Origin of the sequence: Flavobacterium alvei (assembly GCF_002920895.1) — a bacterium.
GTDB lineage: Bacteria > Bacteroidota > Bacteroidia > Flavobacteriales > Flavobacteriaceae > Flavobacterium > Flavobacterium alvei.
Genome location: NZ_PQVG01000003.1, coordinates 444,318 through 461,415 on the forward strand (window position 1 = coordinate 444,318; position 17,098 = coordinate 461,415).

Annotated in this window: 15 protein-coding genes; all 15 read left to right on the plus strand. The window is 35.7% G+C overall.

Going from position 1 to position 17,098, the window contains the following annotated elements; translation table 11 throughout:
• Positions 1-63: 63 nt before the first annotated feature.
• The 15 genes from C3L50_RS07280 to metF all read left to right on the plus strand — a co-directional run bounded on the left by C3L50_RS07280 (position 64) and on the right by metF (position 16,860).
• Complete coding sequence (locus tag C3L50_RS07280) at positions 64-1,236, plus strand: trans-sulfuration enzyme family protein (RefSeq protein WP_103805498.1); 1,173 nt, start codon at positions 64-66, stop codon at positions 1,234-1,236.
• A gap of 144 nt (positions 1,237-1,380) precedes the next feature.
• A complete protein-coding gene (locus C3L50_RS07285; RefSeq protein ID WP_103805499.1) occupies positions 1,381-2,472 on the plus strand; it encodes a hypothetical protein in 1,092 nt (363 codons plus the stop codon).
• A gap of 29 nt (positions 2,473-2,501) precedes the next feature.
• Positions 2,502-2,966: a hypothetical protein gene (locus C3L50_RS07290; RefSeq protein ID WP_103805500.1), complete on the plus strand. Its 465-nt coding sequence runs from the start codon at positions 2,502-2,504 to the stop codon at positions 2,964-2,966.
• 168 nt (positions 2,967-3,134) lie between these two features.
• Positions 3,135-3,545 carry an RrF2 family transcriptional regulator gene (locus tag C3L50_RS07295; RefSeq protein WP_103805501.1) on the plus strand — a complete coding sequence of 137 codons (411 nt, stop codon included), beginning with the start codon at positions 3,135-3,137 and terminating at the stop codon, positions 3,543-3,545.
• A gap of 110 nt (positions 3,546-3,655) precedes the next feature.
• Positions 3,656-4,357, plus strand: coding sequence for a phosphoadenylyl-sulfate reductase (locus tag C3L50_RS07300; RefSeq protein ID WP_103805502.1), 702 nt, complete (start codon positions 3,656-3,658; stop codon positions 4,355-4,357).
• 122 nt (positions 4,358-4,479) lie between these two features.
• Entirely contained in the window at positions 4,480-5,379 is a 900-nt protein-coding gene (gene cysD / locus C3L50_RS07305) for a sulfate adenylyltransferase subunit CysD (RefSeq protein ID WP_103805503.1), read from the plus strand.
• Between the two features lie 146 nt (positions 5,380-5,525).
• Positions 5,526-6,770 (plus strand): sulfate adenylyltransferase subunit 1, encoded by a 1,245-nt coding sequence (locus tag C3L50_RS07310; RefSeq protein WP_103805504.1) that lies wholly within the window; start codon positions 5,526-5,528, stop codon positions 6,768-6,770.
• A gap of 83 nt (positions 6,771-6,853) precedes the next feature.
• Entirely contained in the window at positions 6,854-8,944 is a 2,091-nt protein-coding gene (locus C3L50_RS07315; protein WP_103805505.1) for a HEPN domain-containing protein, read from the plus strand.
• Positions 8,937-9,719 carry a uroporphyrinogen-III C-methyltransferase gene (gene cobA, locus C3L50_RS07320; RefSeq protein WP_103805506.1) on the plus strand — a complete coding sequence of 261 codons (783 nt, stop codon included), beginning with the start codon at positions 8,937-8,939 and terminating at the stop codon, positions 9,717-9,719. Before C3L50_RS07315 ends, cobA begins: the two co-directional genes overlap by 8 nt.
• On the plus strand, positions 9,719-10,300 hold the full coding sequence (locus tag C3L50_RS07325) for a precorrin-2 dehydrogenase/sirohydrochlorin ferrochelatase family protein (RefSeq protein ID WP_103805507.1): 582 nt from the start codon (positions 9,719-9,721) through the stop codon (positions 10,298-10,300). The genes cobA and C3L50_RS07325 overlap by 1 nt, the downstream gene beginning before the upstream one ends.
• A gap of 257 nt (positions 10,301-10,557) precedes the next feature.
• Complete coding sequence (locus C3L50_RS07330) at positions 10,558-11,559, plus strand: homocysteine S-methyltransferase family protein (RefSeq protein ID WP_103805508.1); 1,002 nt, start codon at positions 10,558-10,560, stop codon at positions 11,557-11,559.
• 87 nt (positions 11,560-11,646) lie between these two features.
• A complete protein-coding gene (locus tag C3L50_RS07335; protein ID WP_103805509.1) occupies positions 11,647-12,393 on the plus strand; it encodes a Cthe_2314 family HEPN domain-containing protein in 747 nt (248 codons plus the stop codon).
• A gap of 100 nt (positions 12,394-12,493) precedes the next feature.
• On the plus strand, positions 12,494-12,970 hold the full coding sequence (locus tag C3L50_RS07340; protein ID WP_103805510.1) for a DUF4359 domain-containing protein: 477 nt from the start codon (positions 12,494-12,496) through the stop codon (positions 12,968-12,970).
• Positions 12,971-13,151: 181 nt separating this feature from the next.
• On the plus strand, positions 13,152-15,833 hold the full coding sequence (gene metH, locus C3L50_RS07345) for a methionine synthase (protein WP_103805511.1): 2,682 nt from the start codon (positions 13,152-13,154) through the stop codon (positions 15,831-15,833).
• A gap of 73 nt (positions 15,834-15,906) precedes the next feature.
• Positions 15,907-16,860 carry a methylenetetrahydrofolate reductase [NAD(P)H] gene (gene metF, locus C3L50_RS07350; protein ID WP_103805512.1) on the plus strand — a complete coding sequence of 318 codons (954 nt, stop codon included), beginning with the start codon at positions 15,907-15,909 and terminating at the stop codon, positions 16,858-16,860.
• Positions 16,861-17,098: the final 238 nt, after the last annotated feature.

Below are 17,098 nucleotides of genomic sequence, written 5' to 3' on the forward strand. Positions count from 1 at the left end.
AAAGTCGAAATGCAGTTTTCCAACCATTTTAAACTTTAAACTTTAGACTTTAAACAAAATAGAATGAACGAACAAGAATTCGGTTTCGAGACCCAAGCCATACGCAATCAATTAGAGCGCACCCAATATTTAGAGCATTCAGTGCCTTTGTACTTAACCTCTAGTTTTGTATTTGAAGATGCCGAAGATATGCGTGCCTCTTTTGCTGACGAAAAAGATAGAAATATTTACAGTCGTTACAGCAATCCCAATACCAATGAGTTTGTGGATAAAGTGTGCCAAATGGAAGGTGCTGCTTCTGGTTTTGCTTTCGCATCCGGAATGGCGGCGGTCTATTCTACCTTGGCGGCTTTGTTGAATTCGGGTGATCATATCGTTTCGGCGGGAAGTGTTTTTGGAGCGACACATTCTTTGTTTATCAATTATTTTCCAAAATGGGGAATTGAAACTTCGTATTTCGACATTGACAAACCGGAAACTATTGAAAGTTTTATCAAACCCAATACCAAAATACTTTTTGCCGAATCACCAACCAATCCTGCTGTTGATATTATTGATTTGGAATTGCTTGGTACAATTGCCAAAAAACACAATTTGATTTTGATTATCGACAACTGTTTTGCCACGCCTTATTTGCAACAACCTATAAAATGGGGAGCTGATTTGGTTATCCATTCGGCGACCAAATTGATGGATGGTCAAGGACGAGTTTTGGGTGGAATCACTGTTGGTGATGCCGAATTGATTCAAAAAATATATTTATTTTCTCGATTGACAGGGCCTTCTTTATCGCCGTTTAATGCTTGGGTATTGTCCAAAAGTTTGGAAACTTTGGCGATACGTTTGGACAGACATTGCGAAAATGCATTGAAAGTAGCCGAGTTTTTAGAACAGCATCCGAATGTGAGTTTGGTAAAATATCCTTTCTTGAAATCACATCCTCAATATGAAATTGCTCAAAAACAAATGAAATTGGGAGGCAACATTGTAGCTTTCGAAATCAAAGGTGGCATTGAAGCCGGAAGAGCTTTCTTGAATAAAATAAAATTATGTTCGTTGTCACCCAATTTAGGCGACACCAGAACCATTGTAACACATCCAGCCTCAACAACACATAGCAAATTGTCTGTCGAAGAACGTTTGGCAGTAAGTATTACCGATGGTTTGGTGCGTGTTTCTGTAGGATTGGAAACGGTGAAAGATGTTATTGCTGATTTGGAGCAAGCTTTGGTTTAAAAATTTATAATTATTGTTATACCATATTTTATTTCTTGTTAAATTTTTGTTAAATTTAATTAATAATTTGTTAAATTAATTTTTTTCAATTTTCAATTTTACTGTGATATATCAGAAAACAATTATTAATTTTAAATAGCAAAAATGAAAAAAATTATTATTTTATTTGTGGTTACAATGGGATTGTTTGGTTGTGAAGATAATTCATCACGGAATGTTGTGAGTTCTCAAGAAATAAAAGACAATACAAAAGAAATTTTTGAATTAAAGCAAAAAGCGATTGTTCCAATTTTGGAAATGTCCAAAAATAAACAATTTAAACAGTTTATTTTGAACGAATGTTTAAAACAGGAACATGGTGAATATAATGTTTATTTATCTAAAATTATTGCAGAATATAAGGATAATATTAGTTTTAGTGAGCCTATTCAAGAATTAGCAGCATTGTCTGCTAGAATTAAGTCTCTAAATGGTGGAATAGAACCGCTTCTTTTTTATCCAAGAGCTGAAACTATTGAAGAAAGTAGATTAAATCAAAAGTCATCTGCAACTGCAAAATTAGCTGAACAAACTGTGGGTGTCAATCAAGATGTTTATGATCCAATAACAAATGCAAGTCCTGGTTATGTATTAACTTTTGATGGTGAATTAATTTTTTATGATAATATTACAGAAGATTTTGCTTGGGAAAATGATGTTTGGGTTATTGGACAAGAGGAAACAGGTGTAAATATGTCTTCGGTTGGAGATGATGTTTTTTCGAATTACTTTTCTACAACTGGAATTCCATCAAGGTCTGATGGTCAAGCGGAGTTTGGAGGAATAGTGCAAGTAACTGATTTAGGTGCAATTGAGCCTTGGGTAGCGGGAAAATTAGAATTTGCGATAATTTGTAAAGGGACTAGTGGCAATGAAGTCAAAAAAGAATTTGACAAACGTAAAAGAAGTCATTTTAGAAATAATAAGTGGTACGATTATCAGTTTTTTATTGGTAATTGGACTACTGTTGCATTTGGCAATTTAATGGTGGAAAAATGGATGGAACTTGATGGCGGACAATCTGCGTCTGTATCTATGACAATCCCTCCAGCCGTACCAGGAGGAGTATCAATCTCAGTAACTGTACCCAGTAAAAGTAAGGATGATGATCTTGGTCAAACAATAGTACAATTCACGGATTCAATGGAACAAGAGTATAATCTTTCTCATATTAATATTAAGCGCAAGCATCAATAAATTTTGATAAACTTATAAAATTTTAAACGATGATTTTAAACAAAAATGTTATCCAAAGGAATTATTTTAAATATATAGTTTTTTTAACTTTATTTTCTATTAGCAATAACACTAGTGCGCAACTTGCAGTAACAGGATATTCTAGTTATGTTTTTGGAATAAATACTGAGAAAACCAAGAAGATAAGTTTCGAAATGAAGATTTTTGCTAATAATTATATTGATAATTTGCCAATTGAATTGAATGCTTTTTATAATTTTAAAACTAAGGAGTATCATAGATTTTCAATTGGAATAGGACTTAATGTAAGCCCATTCCGTGGTTTTGATGAAGTGAATGCAATTGTAGTTCCAGCGTCATTAGAAATTTTCCCTATCAAAGATTTTAAGAGAATAGCTGTTGTTTTAGAACTAACACCTGAATTCAGAGTTGAAGATGATGTTACTATTAGGAGTCTTTTGGGAATTAGATATACTTTCGACCAAAAAAGATAGAAAAAGGCTCTGTGTTTTAGATTTAAATTAAATGAACAAAAACTGTTTAGAAGAAATTTTAAACAGTTTTTTTGTTTTATCGCAAGAAAATTTAAATTTAAAAGAGTTAAATATGAAAAAGTTTGTAGTTTCGTAGTATATCAAGATTTTTAATTTTTTATTAACCGAATGCTCTCAAAAAAAACAAAATACGGAATCAAAGCATTGACTTTTTTGGCTCGCCAGAAAGACAATACACCAGTTCAAATTGCTGAAATTGCAAAAGCGGAGCATATTTCGCTCAAATTTTTAGAAAGTATTTTGTTGCTCTTGCGACATTCTGGTTTTTTGGGTGCCAAAAAAGGCAAAGGTGGTGGTTACTATCTCATCAAAGAACCCAAAGATATCAATATGGCAAAAGTGTATCGAATTCTTGAAGGTCCCATTGCATTGTTGCCTTGCGCTAGTCACAATTTTTATGAAAAATGCGATGATTGCACAGACGAATCTATTTGTGCTGTTCGCAAACTAATGATGGAAGTACGGGACAATACTTTGATGATTTTAGAAAATAACACCCTGGCAGACATTGCATTTTAACTCTTAATTTTTTTTTAATATTATTTTGTTATTTAGAATAAAGTCGTATTTTTGCGCACTAATCTACAAAACCGATAGGGTAATAGATTTAATAATATAATTTTATATCGATGAGTGTATCAATAGTGAATACTTTATTAGAAAAAACCAAAGAATTTTCCATTGAGGAAACTTTGGCGTTTTTGGCTAATGAATACAAAGATAAAGTGGTTTTTTCTACTTCTTTTGGGCAGGAAGACCAAGTGGTTACGGCTTTAATTGCCAAAAACGATTTGCCAATTACTATTTTTACTTTGGATACTGGGCGTTTGTTTCAAGAGACTTATGATGTTTTTCATAGAACTTTGAAAAAATATAAAAAAGAAATTAAGGTTTGTTTTCCAGAAGCTGCTGCGGTAGAAAAATTACTTCAAGAAAAAGGGCCAAACAGTTTTTATGAATCGGTAGAGAACAGAAAAGAATGTTGTTTTATTCGAAAAGTAGCGCCATTGACCAAAGCCTTGAAAGGAAATTCTATTTGGATTACAGGTTTAAGAGCCGAACAATCAGAGAATAGAAATAATTTAGATTTGTTTGAATATGATGCCCATTTCGACATCATCAAATTCAATCCTTTGTTGAAATGGACATTGAAAGACGTTCAAAAATACATTGATGATAATAATGTTCCGCAAAATGCTTTACATAAACAAGGATTTATAAGCATTGGTTGTGCGCCTTGTACTCGTGCAATTGCAGAGGGAGAAGATATTAGAGCGGGAAGATGGTCTTGGGAATCGAGTCACAAAGAATGTGGTTTACACCAAAAGTAAAAAGGCAGATTTTAGAAAATAGAATCAAGAGAATAGAAAATAATAATAATGGTTTATGAGATTTTAGTAGAGGTTACAACAACCTTAAACTTTTAAACTTTTAAACTCTTAAACAAAAAAGAATGAGTTCAGTATTAAAAACAAATGCTTTAGAAAGCGAAGCGATTTACATTTTTAGAGAAGTAATTTCTCAATTTGACAAACCTGTATTGCTTTTCTCTGGCGGAAAAGATTCAATTACATTAGTGCGTTTGGCGCAAAAAGCATTCTTTCCTGCCAAAATTCCTTTTCCATTGTTGCACGTAGATACTGGGCACAATTTTCCAGAAACTATTGAATTCAGAGACCGTTTGGTAAAAGAATTAGGGTTGGAATTAATTGTTCGTAATGTTCAAGATGCTATTGACGAAGGTAAAGTTGTGGAAGAATCTGGGAAATATTCTAGTAGAAACAGCTTGCAAACCACTACACTTTTGGATGCTATCGAAGAATTTAAATTTGATGCTTGTATTGGTGGTGCCCGTCGTGATGAAGAAAAAGCAAGAGCTAAAGAGCGTATTTTCTCGGTTCGTGATGATTTCGGTCAATGGGATGAGAAAAACCAACGACCTGAGTTATTTGATTTATTGAACGGAAAAATTGAAAATGGTCAAAACGTTCGTGTTTTCCCCATTTCGAACTGGACAGAATTAGATGTTTGGAGTTATATCGAGCAAGAGCAAATCGAAATACCATCGATTTATTTTTCGCACAAGCGTAAAGTGTTCTTGAGAGACGGCATGATTTGGTCACATTCCCCTTTTGTTTTTCAAGAAGAAGATGAACCAACAGAAGAAAGAGTAGTTCGTTTTAGAACCGTTGGAGATATGAGTTGTACGGCTGCAGTTGATTCTTATGCAGGAACAATTTCAGAAGTGGTGGGCGAAATTAGACAATCGACTATTTCTGAAAGAGGTGCTAGAATTGACGACAAACGTTCGGAAGCAGCAATGGAGAAAAGAAAACAACAAGGATATTTTTAATAGTTGATGGTTGATGGTTTTTGGTTGATAGTTTAGGTATCTTCAATAATCATCTTTAAAATTTAATAATTAATAGTTGTTGTTTGATGGTTGATAGTTAAGACTACCAACAACCATCAACCAACAACCAACAACCAAAAAAAAGAATGGAAGTTTTAAAAATAGCAACAGCAGGAAGTGTAGATGACGGAAAAAGTACTTTAATCGGAAGATTATTGTATGATACGCAATCCTTGACTACAGATAAATTAGAAGCAATAGAAAAAAGCAGCAAGCAAAAAGGATACGATTACCTCGATTTTTCTTTGGCTACCGATGGTTTGGTAGCTGAAAGAGAACAAGGAATCACGATTGATGTAGCACACATTTATTTTTCGACTGCCAAAAAAAGTTACATCATTGCCGATACTCCAGGTCACGTAGAATATACAAGAAATATGGTTACAGGAGCTTCGACTTCGCAAGTGTCTATCATTTTGATCGATGCTCGTAAAGGAGTGATTGAGCAAACCTACCGTCACTTTTTTATCAATAATTTATTGAGAGTAAAAGATGTGATTGTTGCTGTAAACAAAATGGATTTGGTTGATTATTCAGAAGAAGTTTATAATAAAATTGTAGCCGACTTTCAAGCATTGAATGCCAAAAGTGCTTACAAAGAACAAAACGTGAGTTACATTCCGTTGAGCGCCTTGACTGGAGATAATGTGGTAGAAACATTAGGAAAAATGCCTTGGTACACAGGACAAACCATTCTGCAGCATTTAGAAAATTTAGAATCGAAAGATGTGTATGATAATGGTCAAGCTCGTTTTCCTGTGCAAACGGTTATTCGCCCAAAAACAGAAGAATACCACGATTTTAGAGGATATGCTGGAAAATTATATGGTAATACTATTAAAGTTGGAGATGCTGTAACAGTTCTTCCTTCTTTGACAGAATCGAAAGTAACCAAAATTCACTTTTTTGATCAACAATTTGACGAGGCAAGCGTGGGTTCATCAATTACAATCGAATTGGAAAATGATATTAATGTAACTCGTGGCGATATGATTGTAAAATCAAACGAATTACCTAAAGTAGAAAAAGACATTACAACAACTGTTTGTTGGATGGACAGCAAAAAATTAGTAGCTGGAGCCAAATATTTTGTACAACACAACACCAACAGGGTTTTGGCCAAAATCGATAGCGTGAAAAATGTAATCGCTACCGATTATTCAGGGGTTACATCAGCAAGCCAATTGAGTATTAACGAAATTGGAGAAGTGACTATCAAGTTGAGCAAAGCCATTTATTTTGATGCTTATACCGACAACAAATCAAATGGAGCCTTTATTTTGATTGATGCAACAACTAATACAACAGCAGGAGTAGGATTTATTAAATAGTTGATTATAGATGGTTTTTAGTAACGCAACTAACAACCATCAACTAACAACCATCAACTAACAACCAACACTAAAAAAAAGATATGGAAAGTTTTAGAACAGAAATAGAAAACCCAATAGTTCAAAAAGATATCATCGATTTAGAAAGAAAAATTGCTTTATTCCGTGATGGGAAAATTGATGATGAGCGTTTTCGTAGCCTTCGTTTAGCGCGTGGTGTTTACGGTCAACGTCAGGAAGGCGTTCAAATGATTCGTATCAAATTACCTTTCGGGAAAGTAACGAGCGAGCAATTGCATCGAATTTCAAAAGTTTCTGATGAATATTCAAGAGGACGTTTGCACATTACAACTCGTCAAGATATCCAAATTCACTTTGTGAGTTTAGACAGAACACCTGAACTTTGGGCTGAATTAGAAAAAGACGATATTACACTTCGTGAAGCTTGCGGAAACACTGTTAGAAATATTACTGCCAGTGAAACTGCTGGAATAGATGTTGATGAACCTTTTGATGTGTCGCCTTATGCACACGCCATGTTTCAGTTTTTGTTGAGAAATCCGGTTTGTCAGGAAATGGGACGTAAATTCAAAATGTCATTTTCTTCTTCTGATAAAGATACTGCACTGAGTTATTTGCACGATTTAGGGTTTATTCCTAGAATTGTAAATGGCGAAAGAGGTTTTAAAATTATGTTGGGTGGAGGATTAGGCTCACAACCGCATCACGCCGAATTATTATCAGAATTTGTTCCTGCCAATCAAATTATTCCAACCACCGAAGGAATTCTTAGAGTTTTTGACCGTCACGGCGAAAGATCTAAACGTTTGAAGGCTCGTATGAAATTCTTAATCAAAGATTTAGGAGTAGAAGCGTTCTTGAAATTGGTCGAAGAAGAGAAAAAAGCTTTGTCGTGTAAAACTTTCGAGATTGATACAACTGCTTTTGATGGTCCAATTCCAGACCCATTATTAGTTGCTCCAAAAGTAGAAATTGATGATCTTGAAGCGTTCGAAGCTTGGAAAAAATCGAATGTAATTCAGCAAAAACAAGCAGGATATGTAGCCATTGGAATCAAAGTTCTTGTGGGCGATTTTTATACAGACAAAGCCAGATTACTAGCCGATTTGATAAAAAATTATGGAGCTAACGAATTGCGTTTTTCATTAAGACAAGACATTCTTATTCGAAATATAAAAGAGGATAATTTAGTCTTTTTTTACCAAGAATTGAAGAAATTAGATTTCGTAGCTTTAGGATATAATTCTACTGCCGACATTACCGCTTGTCCTGGAACCGATACTTGTAATCTTGGAATTGCCAGCAGTACAGGAATTGCTACGGAATTAGAAAGAGTTTTGGCTGCTGAATATCCTCAATATGCTAACAATCAAGAAATTGTTATAAAAATTAGTGGTTGTATGAATGCTTGTGGACAACACAATATGGCACATATTGGTTTTCAAGGAATGTCAATCAATTCAGGAAAATTAGTGGCTCCAGGGCTTCAAGTTTTGTTAGGAGGAGGAAATTTAGGAAATGGACAAGGAAGATTTGCCGATAAAGTAATCAAAATTCCTAGTCGTCGTGGGCCAGCTGCTTTGCGTTCTATTTTGGATGATTTTGAAGCGAATGCCAACGAAAAATCCTTTTTGGACTATTATGATGCTCAAGGCGAAAAATATTTCTTCGACTTATTGACACCTCTTGCTGAAACTTCTAATCTTACTGACGAAGATTTTATCGATTGGGGAAATGCCGATAATTATGTAAAAGCTATTGGTGTGGGCGAATGTGCTGGTGTAGTAATTGATTTAGTAGCTACTTTGATTTTTGAAGCTAAAGAAAAAATAATTTTTGCAAGTGAAGCTTTGAATGACAAGAAATGGTCAGATGCTATTTATTTAGCTTATGCTGGATTTGTAAATGGAGCGAAAGCATTATTATTATCCGAAAACCAAAAAACAAATCACCACGCTGGAATCATTGATTTATTCGATACTGTTTTTATAGAAACCAATAAAATTGAATTGAAATCTACTTTCAAAGACTTGGTTTATCAAATCAATCAAAACGAACCGTCTGAGGAATTCGCAACAAAATACATTCAAGAAGCGACCGATTTTTTTGAAGCTATCGAAGCCTACAGAGCTAAAGAATTAGCAAATGGATAATATCGTTAAACCCAAAGTAACTTTAGTAGGAGCAGGTCCGGGCGATCCCGATTTGCTCACTATCAAAGGTGCAAAAGCGTTGGCTAAGGCCAATGTGGTTTTGTATGATGCTTTGGCAAACGAAGAAATATTGGCTTATGCACCTAAGAAATCCATCAAGATATTTGTTGGAAAAAGAAAAGGTTGTCACGAATATTCGCAAGACAAAATCAATCAATTAATTGTGGATAATGCGCTGACTTATGGTAATGTGGTCCGACTAAAAGGAGGCGATCCATTCATCTTTGGTCGTGGAAGCGAAGAAATAGAATACATTCAAAGCTTTGGAATTCCAACAGAGGTAATTCCTGGAATTTCATCATCCATTGCGGTTCCTGCTAATCAGGGAATTTCTTTGACCAAAAGAGGCGTTTCCGAAAGCTTTTGGGTCATTACAGGAACAACTTCAGATCATCAATTGTCAAAAGATGTAGCTTTAGCAGCAAAATCTACGGCAACTGTTGTGATTTTGATGGGAATGAGTAAATTGGAACAAATTGTTAGTTTATTTCAAAACGAATCCAAAGGAGAAACTCCAGTGGCTATTATTCAAAACGGAACAATGTCCAACGAAAAAGTAGGTTTTGGAACCATTGATACTATTTCGAAAGTAGTACAAGAAAATAATTTGAGCTCGCCAGCCATCATCGTTATTGGCGAAGTGGTAAAAGAGCGCAATAAATTAAAAGGATTTTACAAGGAATTTATTTCCAATAAAGTTTGCGCCAGAGAATAATGGAAAGAAATGAACTATACCCAATTTTCCTTAAACTGCACCAACTCGATGTACTCATTGTTGGAGGAGGAAATGTGGGTTTAGAAAAATTGTCCTTTATGCTCAAATCCAGTCCCAATGCCAATGTTGAGGTTGTGGCGAAACAATTTTTGCCAGAATTAGAAGCATTAGTCGAAAAACATCCTTCGGTAAAATTGACGCAATCCAAGTTTAAGAAAAAAATGCTCAAAAAACGACATTTGGTGATTGCTTGCACCGATAATTTAGAAGTCAACAAACGAGTTTACGATTTATGTCGAAAAAAACATTTGATTTGCAACATCGCCGATACACCGCCTTTGTGTGATTATTATTTAGGTGGAATCGTAACCAAAGGAAACGTGAAAATCGCCATTTCCACCAATGGAAAATCACCAACAACTGCTAAAAGATTGCGCGAATTTTTCGAAGAAATTATCCCCGACGACATCAATAAAATGGTCGAAAACCTGAACGAATACCGCAAAACCCTAAAAGGCGATTTTCAGGAAAAAGTGGATAAAATGAATGAAATTACTCAATCCTTAAAAGGCAAACAATAAACCCTTCTTATGTTTGCGATTAATCGCGCTATGTCTTTACTTTGCACCGATTATTTTTAGCACTAAATTGTAATGGAAACAGTTCATTTTTAGGCTAATCAAAATGTAATTAACGTATAGAATTTTCTTTATTGAGGTTTTATGCAACATCAAAATAAAATAAAACTTCGCGCCTTTGCGTCTTCGCGGTAAAAAAGAAAATAACAAAAAGCTTTTGCATCCTTGCGACTTTGCGGTGAAAAAATAAAAAATAAAATATGCCAAACATTCTAGAAGAAATCAAAAAACGAATTCTCGTACTCGACGGAGCAATGGGAACGATGTTGCAACGCTATAATTTTTCCGAAGAAGATTTTCGTGGAGAACGTTTCAAAGACTTTCCACATTCGCTCAAAGGGAACAACGATTTGTTGTCCATAACCCAACCAAAAGCGATAAAAGAAGTTCACGCCTTGTATTTCGAAGCGGGAGCCGATATTGTGGAAACCAATACTTTCTCAGGAACAACTATTGGAATGGCGGATTATCATCTCGAAGAATATGTCTACCAACTCAACTACGAATCGGCAAAAATTGCCCGTCAAGTAGCCGATGAATTTACTGCCAAGAACCCAGACAAACCTCGTTTTGTTGCCGGTTCCATTGGGCCAACAAACCGTACGGCAAGTATGTCGCCGGACGTGAACGATCCGGGTTACAGAGCGGTAACTTTCGACGATTTGCGCATTGCCTACAAACAACAAGTGGAAGCCTTGATGGATGGTGGTTGCGATTTACTTTTGGTAGAAACGATTTTCGATACGCTGAATGCCAAAGCAGCACTTTTCGCCATCGAACAAGTGAAACAAGAACGCAACATCGATATTCCGATTATGGTTTCAGGTACGATTACAGATGCTTCAGGAAGAACACTTTCAGGGCAAACGGTGGAAGCTTTCTTGATTTCGGTTTCACATATTCCGTTGTTGAGCGTAGGTTTCAATTGTGCTTTGGGTGCCGATTTATTAAAACCATATTTGCAAACTTTGTCACACAATACGTCTTTCAATGTTTCGGCGCATCCCAATGCAGGATTGCCAAATGCTTTTGGAGAATACGACGAAACTCCAGAGCAAATGCAAGCACAAATACGAAGCTACTTGGAAGATAATTTGGTAAACATCATAGGCGGTTGTTGCGGAACAACCCCGGAACACATCAAGTTGATTGCCGATATTGCGAAGGATTACAAACCGAGGATTTCGACTGCGGTGATGTAGAATACATACCTACAAGGTTTAAAAAAACCTTGTAGGTATGTATTAAAATTGTTTTCTGAAAACGTTAAAGATTTTTTATTTTAAAGTATGAATATAGATGATTTAATAAAACATAATTTTTGTCAGCAAATTAATAATGATTTAGAACCTTTTATAAAAGGTGTTGGATTTGCTGATATGGAAGTAATAAAAGAGAATAATATTCCTGATTTGGAGCATTATATTCGTTATACATCTTTTTATGCCGTTCATTTATTTTCACTTTGTAGACAACTTGAACAAGCTATAAGTTTATTATCTAATTATAGATATTCAATCAAAGATGATGTTGGTCGTGGTTATCATCTTTCTTATAATGTTGAAAATTATTTTATTAGATTAGATTCTCTTTATGATCGTGTGCTTCAAGTAGTGAACGCAATTTTTAATTTTGGATTCAAAGAGGGTTCCGTTAGAAAGGCAGGTATGTTGAAAAAAATACATAAAGTTGAAGGTTCTGATAAACTTATAAATTCTCTTGATGAGTTAAATAATATTTTAAAAAGCCATTCAGATGAAAGAAGGAATATTATTGTTCATAGGCATTCGTATATGGATAAGGAGTTAAATATGATTGAAATGTATTATGACCCTTTTTTTTCAAAGCTAATATTAAAAGATGTTGATAAAGCCGAAAATTTTAAACAAATTAGAAAAGAACAATTATCATTTTATCTTCGTAGAAAGAAAAAAGAGTTTAAAGAAATTAATGAGGAGTGTTTTGAAAAAATATTTTTGATTTTAAATGAAATTGAAAAGGAGTATATTTTTAATAAACAAAAAATGAGTTTTTAATTTTAACAGATATTGCAGATTTGCAATTCCCAAGCTAGCGCAAACGTGGGTGCTGTATATAAATTTACAAAAGTTGAACAATAAATAAAATAAAAACAAAATGAAAAAAGGTTATTTGACTTTTGGTATAGCAGCATTTATTATTTTAATTGCGGTCATTTCAAATCCTAATGAAGACAAACATAAATCGGCTGTAAAATCTAAAGTGCTTGCTTTTAATATGGCAAATGCTGTAAGTGACATTGCAAATAGTACAGACAATAATTATAACAATGTTGGCAGAAGTATTGGAACAGCTTTGGGAGGCGTTATAGTTGAGCAGTTAATTAATAGCATTGTAAGTTCTGATAACTATCTTGTGTTTTCGACTACCAAAGTAACTTGGGAAGGTGAAACTAAAATAATAGGATTTGGTGCTTTTGGAAATGTTTTTCTTTCAGACAAGTTAGAGGAGACATTTGAGAAAAACAGAGAGGAAAAAATCAAAAAAGAAGAAGAAGAAAAACGTCAACAAGATTCTTTACATAAAGCAATGGTTGACGAATATAAGGAATATATCAAGGACAAGAAAAACTAAATAACCCACCAGCTAGCGCGAGCGTCCCGCTCGTGCACACAAACAAAGGCTGGTAAAAGATTTTGAAAAACAAAATACGCACGAGCGGGACGCTCGCGCTAGCAACATAAGAGTTCCGTAGGAACGACGCATTTTGTAGCAACGGAATTTATTCCGTTGTTGTAAATAAAAAAATAAAAAAATGGCAGAAGTAGAAGCAAGAAGAAATTTGGTTTTATCGGGATTGGAGCCCTTAATCATTACGCCGGAAAGCGTATTTGTGAACATTGGGGAAAGAACGAATGTAACGGGTTCCAGAAAATTTCTTCGATTAATCAAAGAGGAAAAATACGATGAAGCACTAAGCATTGCCAAAGAGCAAGTGGAAGGTGGCGCGCAAATCATCGACATTAATATGGATGAGGGAATGCTGGATGGCGAATATGCGATGGTGAAATTCCTGAACCTGATTGCTGCCGAACCGGATATTGCTCGTGTGCCGATTATGATCGACAGCTCGAAATGGCACATTATTGAAGCCGGTTTGAAAGTGGCTCAAGGAAAATGTGTGGTGAATTCAATCTCTTTGAAAGAAGGTGAAGAGCAATTTATCCATCACGCTCAATTGATTAAACGCTACGGAGCTGCTGCCATCATTATGGCTTTTGACGAAGTGGGACAAGCCGATAATTACGAAAGACGTGTTGAAATTTGCCAACGTTCGTATGATATTTTGGTCAACAAAGTGGGCTTTCCACCGCAGGATATTATTTTCGATTTGAATATATTTCCAGTGGCAACCGGAATGGAAGAACACCGTTTGAATGCTTTGGATTTCTTCAGGGGAACCAAATGGGTTCGCGAAAACTTGCCACACGCACACATCAGCGGTGGTGTGAGTAACGTTTCGTTTTCGTTTAGAGGAAATGATGTGGTGAGAGAAGCGATGCACTCGGTTTTCTTGTATCACGCCATTAAAAATGGAATGACGATGGGGATTGTAAACCCGGAAATGCTTTCTATTTATGACGAAATTCCAAAAGATTTGTTGGAACACGTGGAAGACGTGATTCTAAATCGTCGTGATGATGCCACCGAAAGGCTGTTGGATTTTGCAGAGAATGTAAAAGGCGGACCAAAAACCAATGAAAAAGAAGTACAGGAATGGCGTTTGGGAACGGTGCAGGAAAGAATCACGCACTCTTTGGTAAAAGGTGTGGATGCTTTTATTGAAGAAGATGTCGAAGAAGCTAGACTAGCAGCAACTAAACCAATCGAAGTCATCGAAATCAATTTGATGGCGGGAATGAATGTCGTTGGAGATTTGTTCGGTTCTGGGAAAATGTTTTTGCCACAAGTGGTAAAATCGGCACGTGTAATGAAAAAAGCCGTGGCGTATTTGTTGCCATTCATCGAAGCGGCCAAGCAAGTGGGAGACAAAGAAGGTAACGGAAAAATATTGATGGCAACCGTAAAAGGCGATGTTCACGATATTGGAAAAAATATCGTTTCGGTGGTTTTGGCTTGTAACAATTACGAAATCATTGACCTTGGAGTAATGGTTCCTCCCGAAAAAATTATCGCGGCAGCTGTCGAACATAATGTAGATATTATTGGTTTGAGTGGATTAATCACGCCATCCTTGGATGAAATGGTGTATCTCGCCAAAGAATTGGATAAGCGTAATATGGATATTCCGGTGATGATTGGTGGAGCAACGACTTCACGCGCTCATACTGCCGTGAAAATTGCACCTCAATATAAAGGAACCGTGGTTCACGTAAACGATGCTTCGAGAGCGGTAACCGTGGCCGGAAATTTATTGGACGATAATAGAGAACAATATACTTCCGATATCAGGACCGATTATGATGCTTTTAGGGAGTCGTTCTTGGGACGTTCCAGAGACAAGAATTTCTTGAGTATTGAAGATGCCCGTAAAAATAAATTGCAATTGGATTGGGCTAATTTTACTCCAGTAAAACCAAATGTAATTGGCGAACAAGTGATCGAAGTAGATTTGGATGTTTTGGTTCCTTACATCGATTGGACGCCGTTTTTTCAAACTTGGGAATTGCACGGAAAATATCCAGCAATCTTAACAGATGAGGTGGTTGGCGAACAAGCGACTTCTGTTTTTGCAGATGCACAAGCGATGTTGCAAGTGATTCTGAAAGGAAAGAAATTACAAGCCAAAGGAATTTACGGCATTTTCCCTGCGAATCAAGTCAATGATGATGATATTCAATTGTATGATGAAAACGGAAAAGAATTGGAGAAATTCTTGACCTTGCGTCAGCAATCCCAAAAAACAAAAGGAGCTCCGAATATGGCGCTGGCCGATTTTATTGCGCCAAAAGACAACGGTGTAACCGATTATATGGGAGCTTTTTGTGTGACTACAGGTTTTGGTGTGGACGAATGGGCTGATGAATACCGTGATAATTTAGACGATTACAATTCGATTATGGTCAAAGCTTTGGCAGATCGTTTTGCAGAAGCTTTCGCCGAATATTTACACGAAAAAGTACGTAAAGAATCTTGGGGATATGATTCGGATGAAACTTTGTCAAAAGAAGATTTGATAAAAGAAAATTACAAAGGAATTCGTCCAGCACCAGGTTATCCGGCTTGTCCCGACCATTTAGAAAAACCAACCATTTGGAAATTACTGAATGTTGAGGCAGCAATAGGAGTAACTTTGACCGAAAGTATGGCGATGTGGCCGGCTTCTTCGGTTTCTGGATATTATTTTGGAAATCCGGAAAGCAAATATTTTGGACTCGGAAAAATAAAAGAAGACCAAGTAATTGATTACGCCAAAAGAAGAAGTATTTCAACTGATATGGCAATGAAATGGTTGAACCCAAACATAGCAGATTAAAAAGTTTGTTGTTTGTAAGTTTGTTGTTTATAGTAACAACAAACTATAAACTATAAACCATAAACTAAAACAAATGAAAGTAACACAACATATAGAAAACGCAAAAGGGAAACCTTTGTTTTCTTTCGAAATTGTTCCGCCTCAAAAAGGGACAAATATCAATGATTTATACGTAAATATTGATCCGTTGATGGAGTTTAAACCGCCGTTTATTGATGTAACTACTTCAAGAGAAGAGTATGTTTATATCGAAAAAGACGGACTTTTTGATCGTCGAATCACTCGTATGCGTCCCGGAACTGTTGGGATTTGCGCTTCCATCCAACATAAATATGGAGTGGATGCCATTCCGCATGTGTTGTGTGGCGGTTTTACCAAAGAAGAAACCGAATATTTATTGGTAGATTGCCAGTATTTGGGAATCGATAATTTGGTGGCTCTTCGTGGTGATCCAATGAAAGGCGAAAAATATTTTGAACCTACCAAAGGTGGAAATGCCTATGCAGTAGATTTGGTCAAACAAATCAAGGCGATGAATGCCGGACAGTTTTTGCACGATACTTTGCCAATGCAAAATGCACCCGATTTTTGTGTGGGAGTTGCCGGTTATCCGGAAAAACACATCGAAGCACCAAGCTTGGAAGCTGATTTAAAACGACTAAAAGAAAAAGTGGATGCAGGTGCCGATTACATCGTGACGCAAATGTTTTTTGACAATCAACGTTATTTCAAGTTTGTGGAGGCCGCTCGTGCCATTGGAATTACCGTGCCAATTATTCCAGGAATCAAGCCTGTAGCGGTGAAACGTCATTTGCAATTGTTGCCTCAAGTTTTTTGGTTGGATATGCCACAGGATTTAATTCATTCGATCGAACAAGCCAAAGATAATGCTGCCGTTCGTCAAATAGGGGTGGAGTTTGCCGTGCAGCAATCCAAGGAATTAATTGAATTTGGTGTGCCTTGCGTACATTATTATTCTATGGGAAAATCGGACAATATTCATCAAATTGCTAGTCAGGTTTTTTAGAAAAATCAAGCAATTTTATCAAATAATAACATTTTATCAGATCTCACAAGTGTAAAAACCTGTGGGATCTTTTTTTATGTTCATATTAGTAAATTAAAGAGAAACCTTCTCGTGATTTTCCAACTATTAAAAACAGAAAAACAAGAATTTTTTAATAGACAAGTATCTAGTTTCCATCGAGTAATCCGGCGGATTGGTATATAATTTTTGATGAACAATTTATTATGAGGTAGTTTTA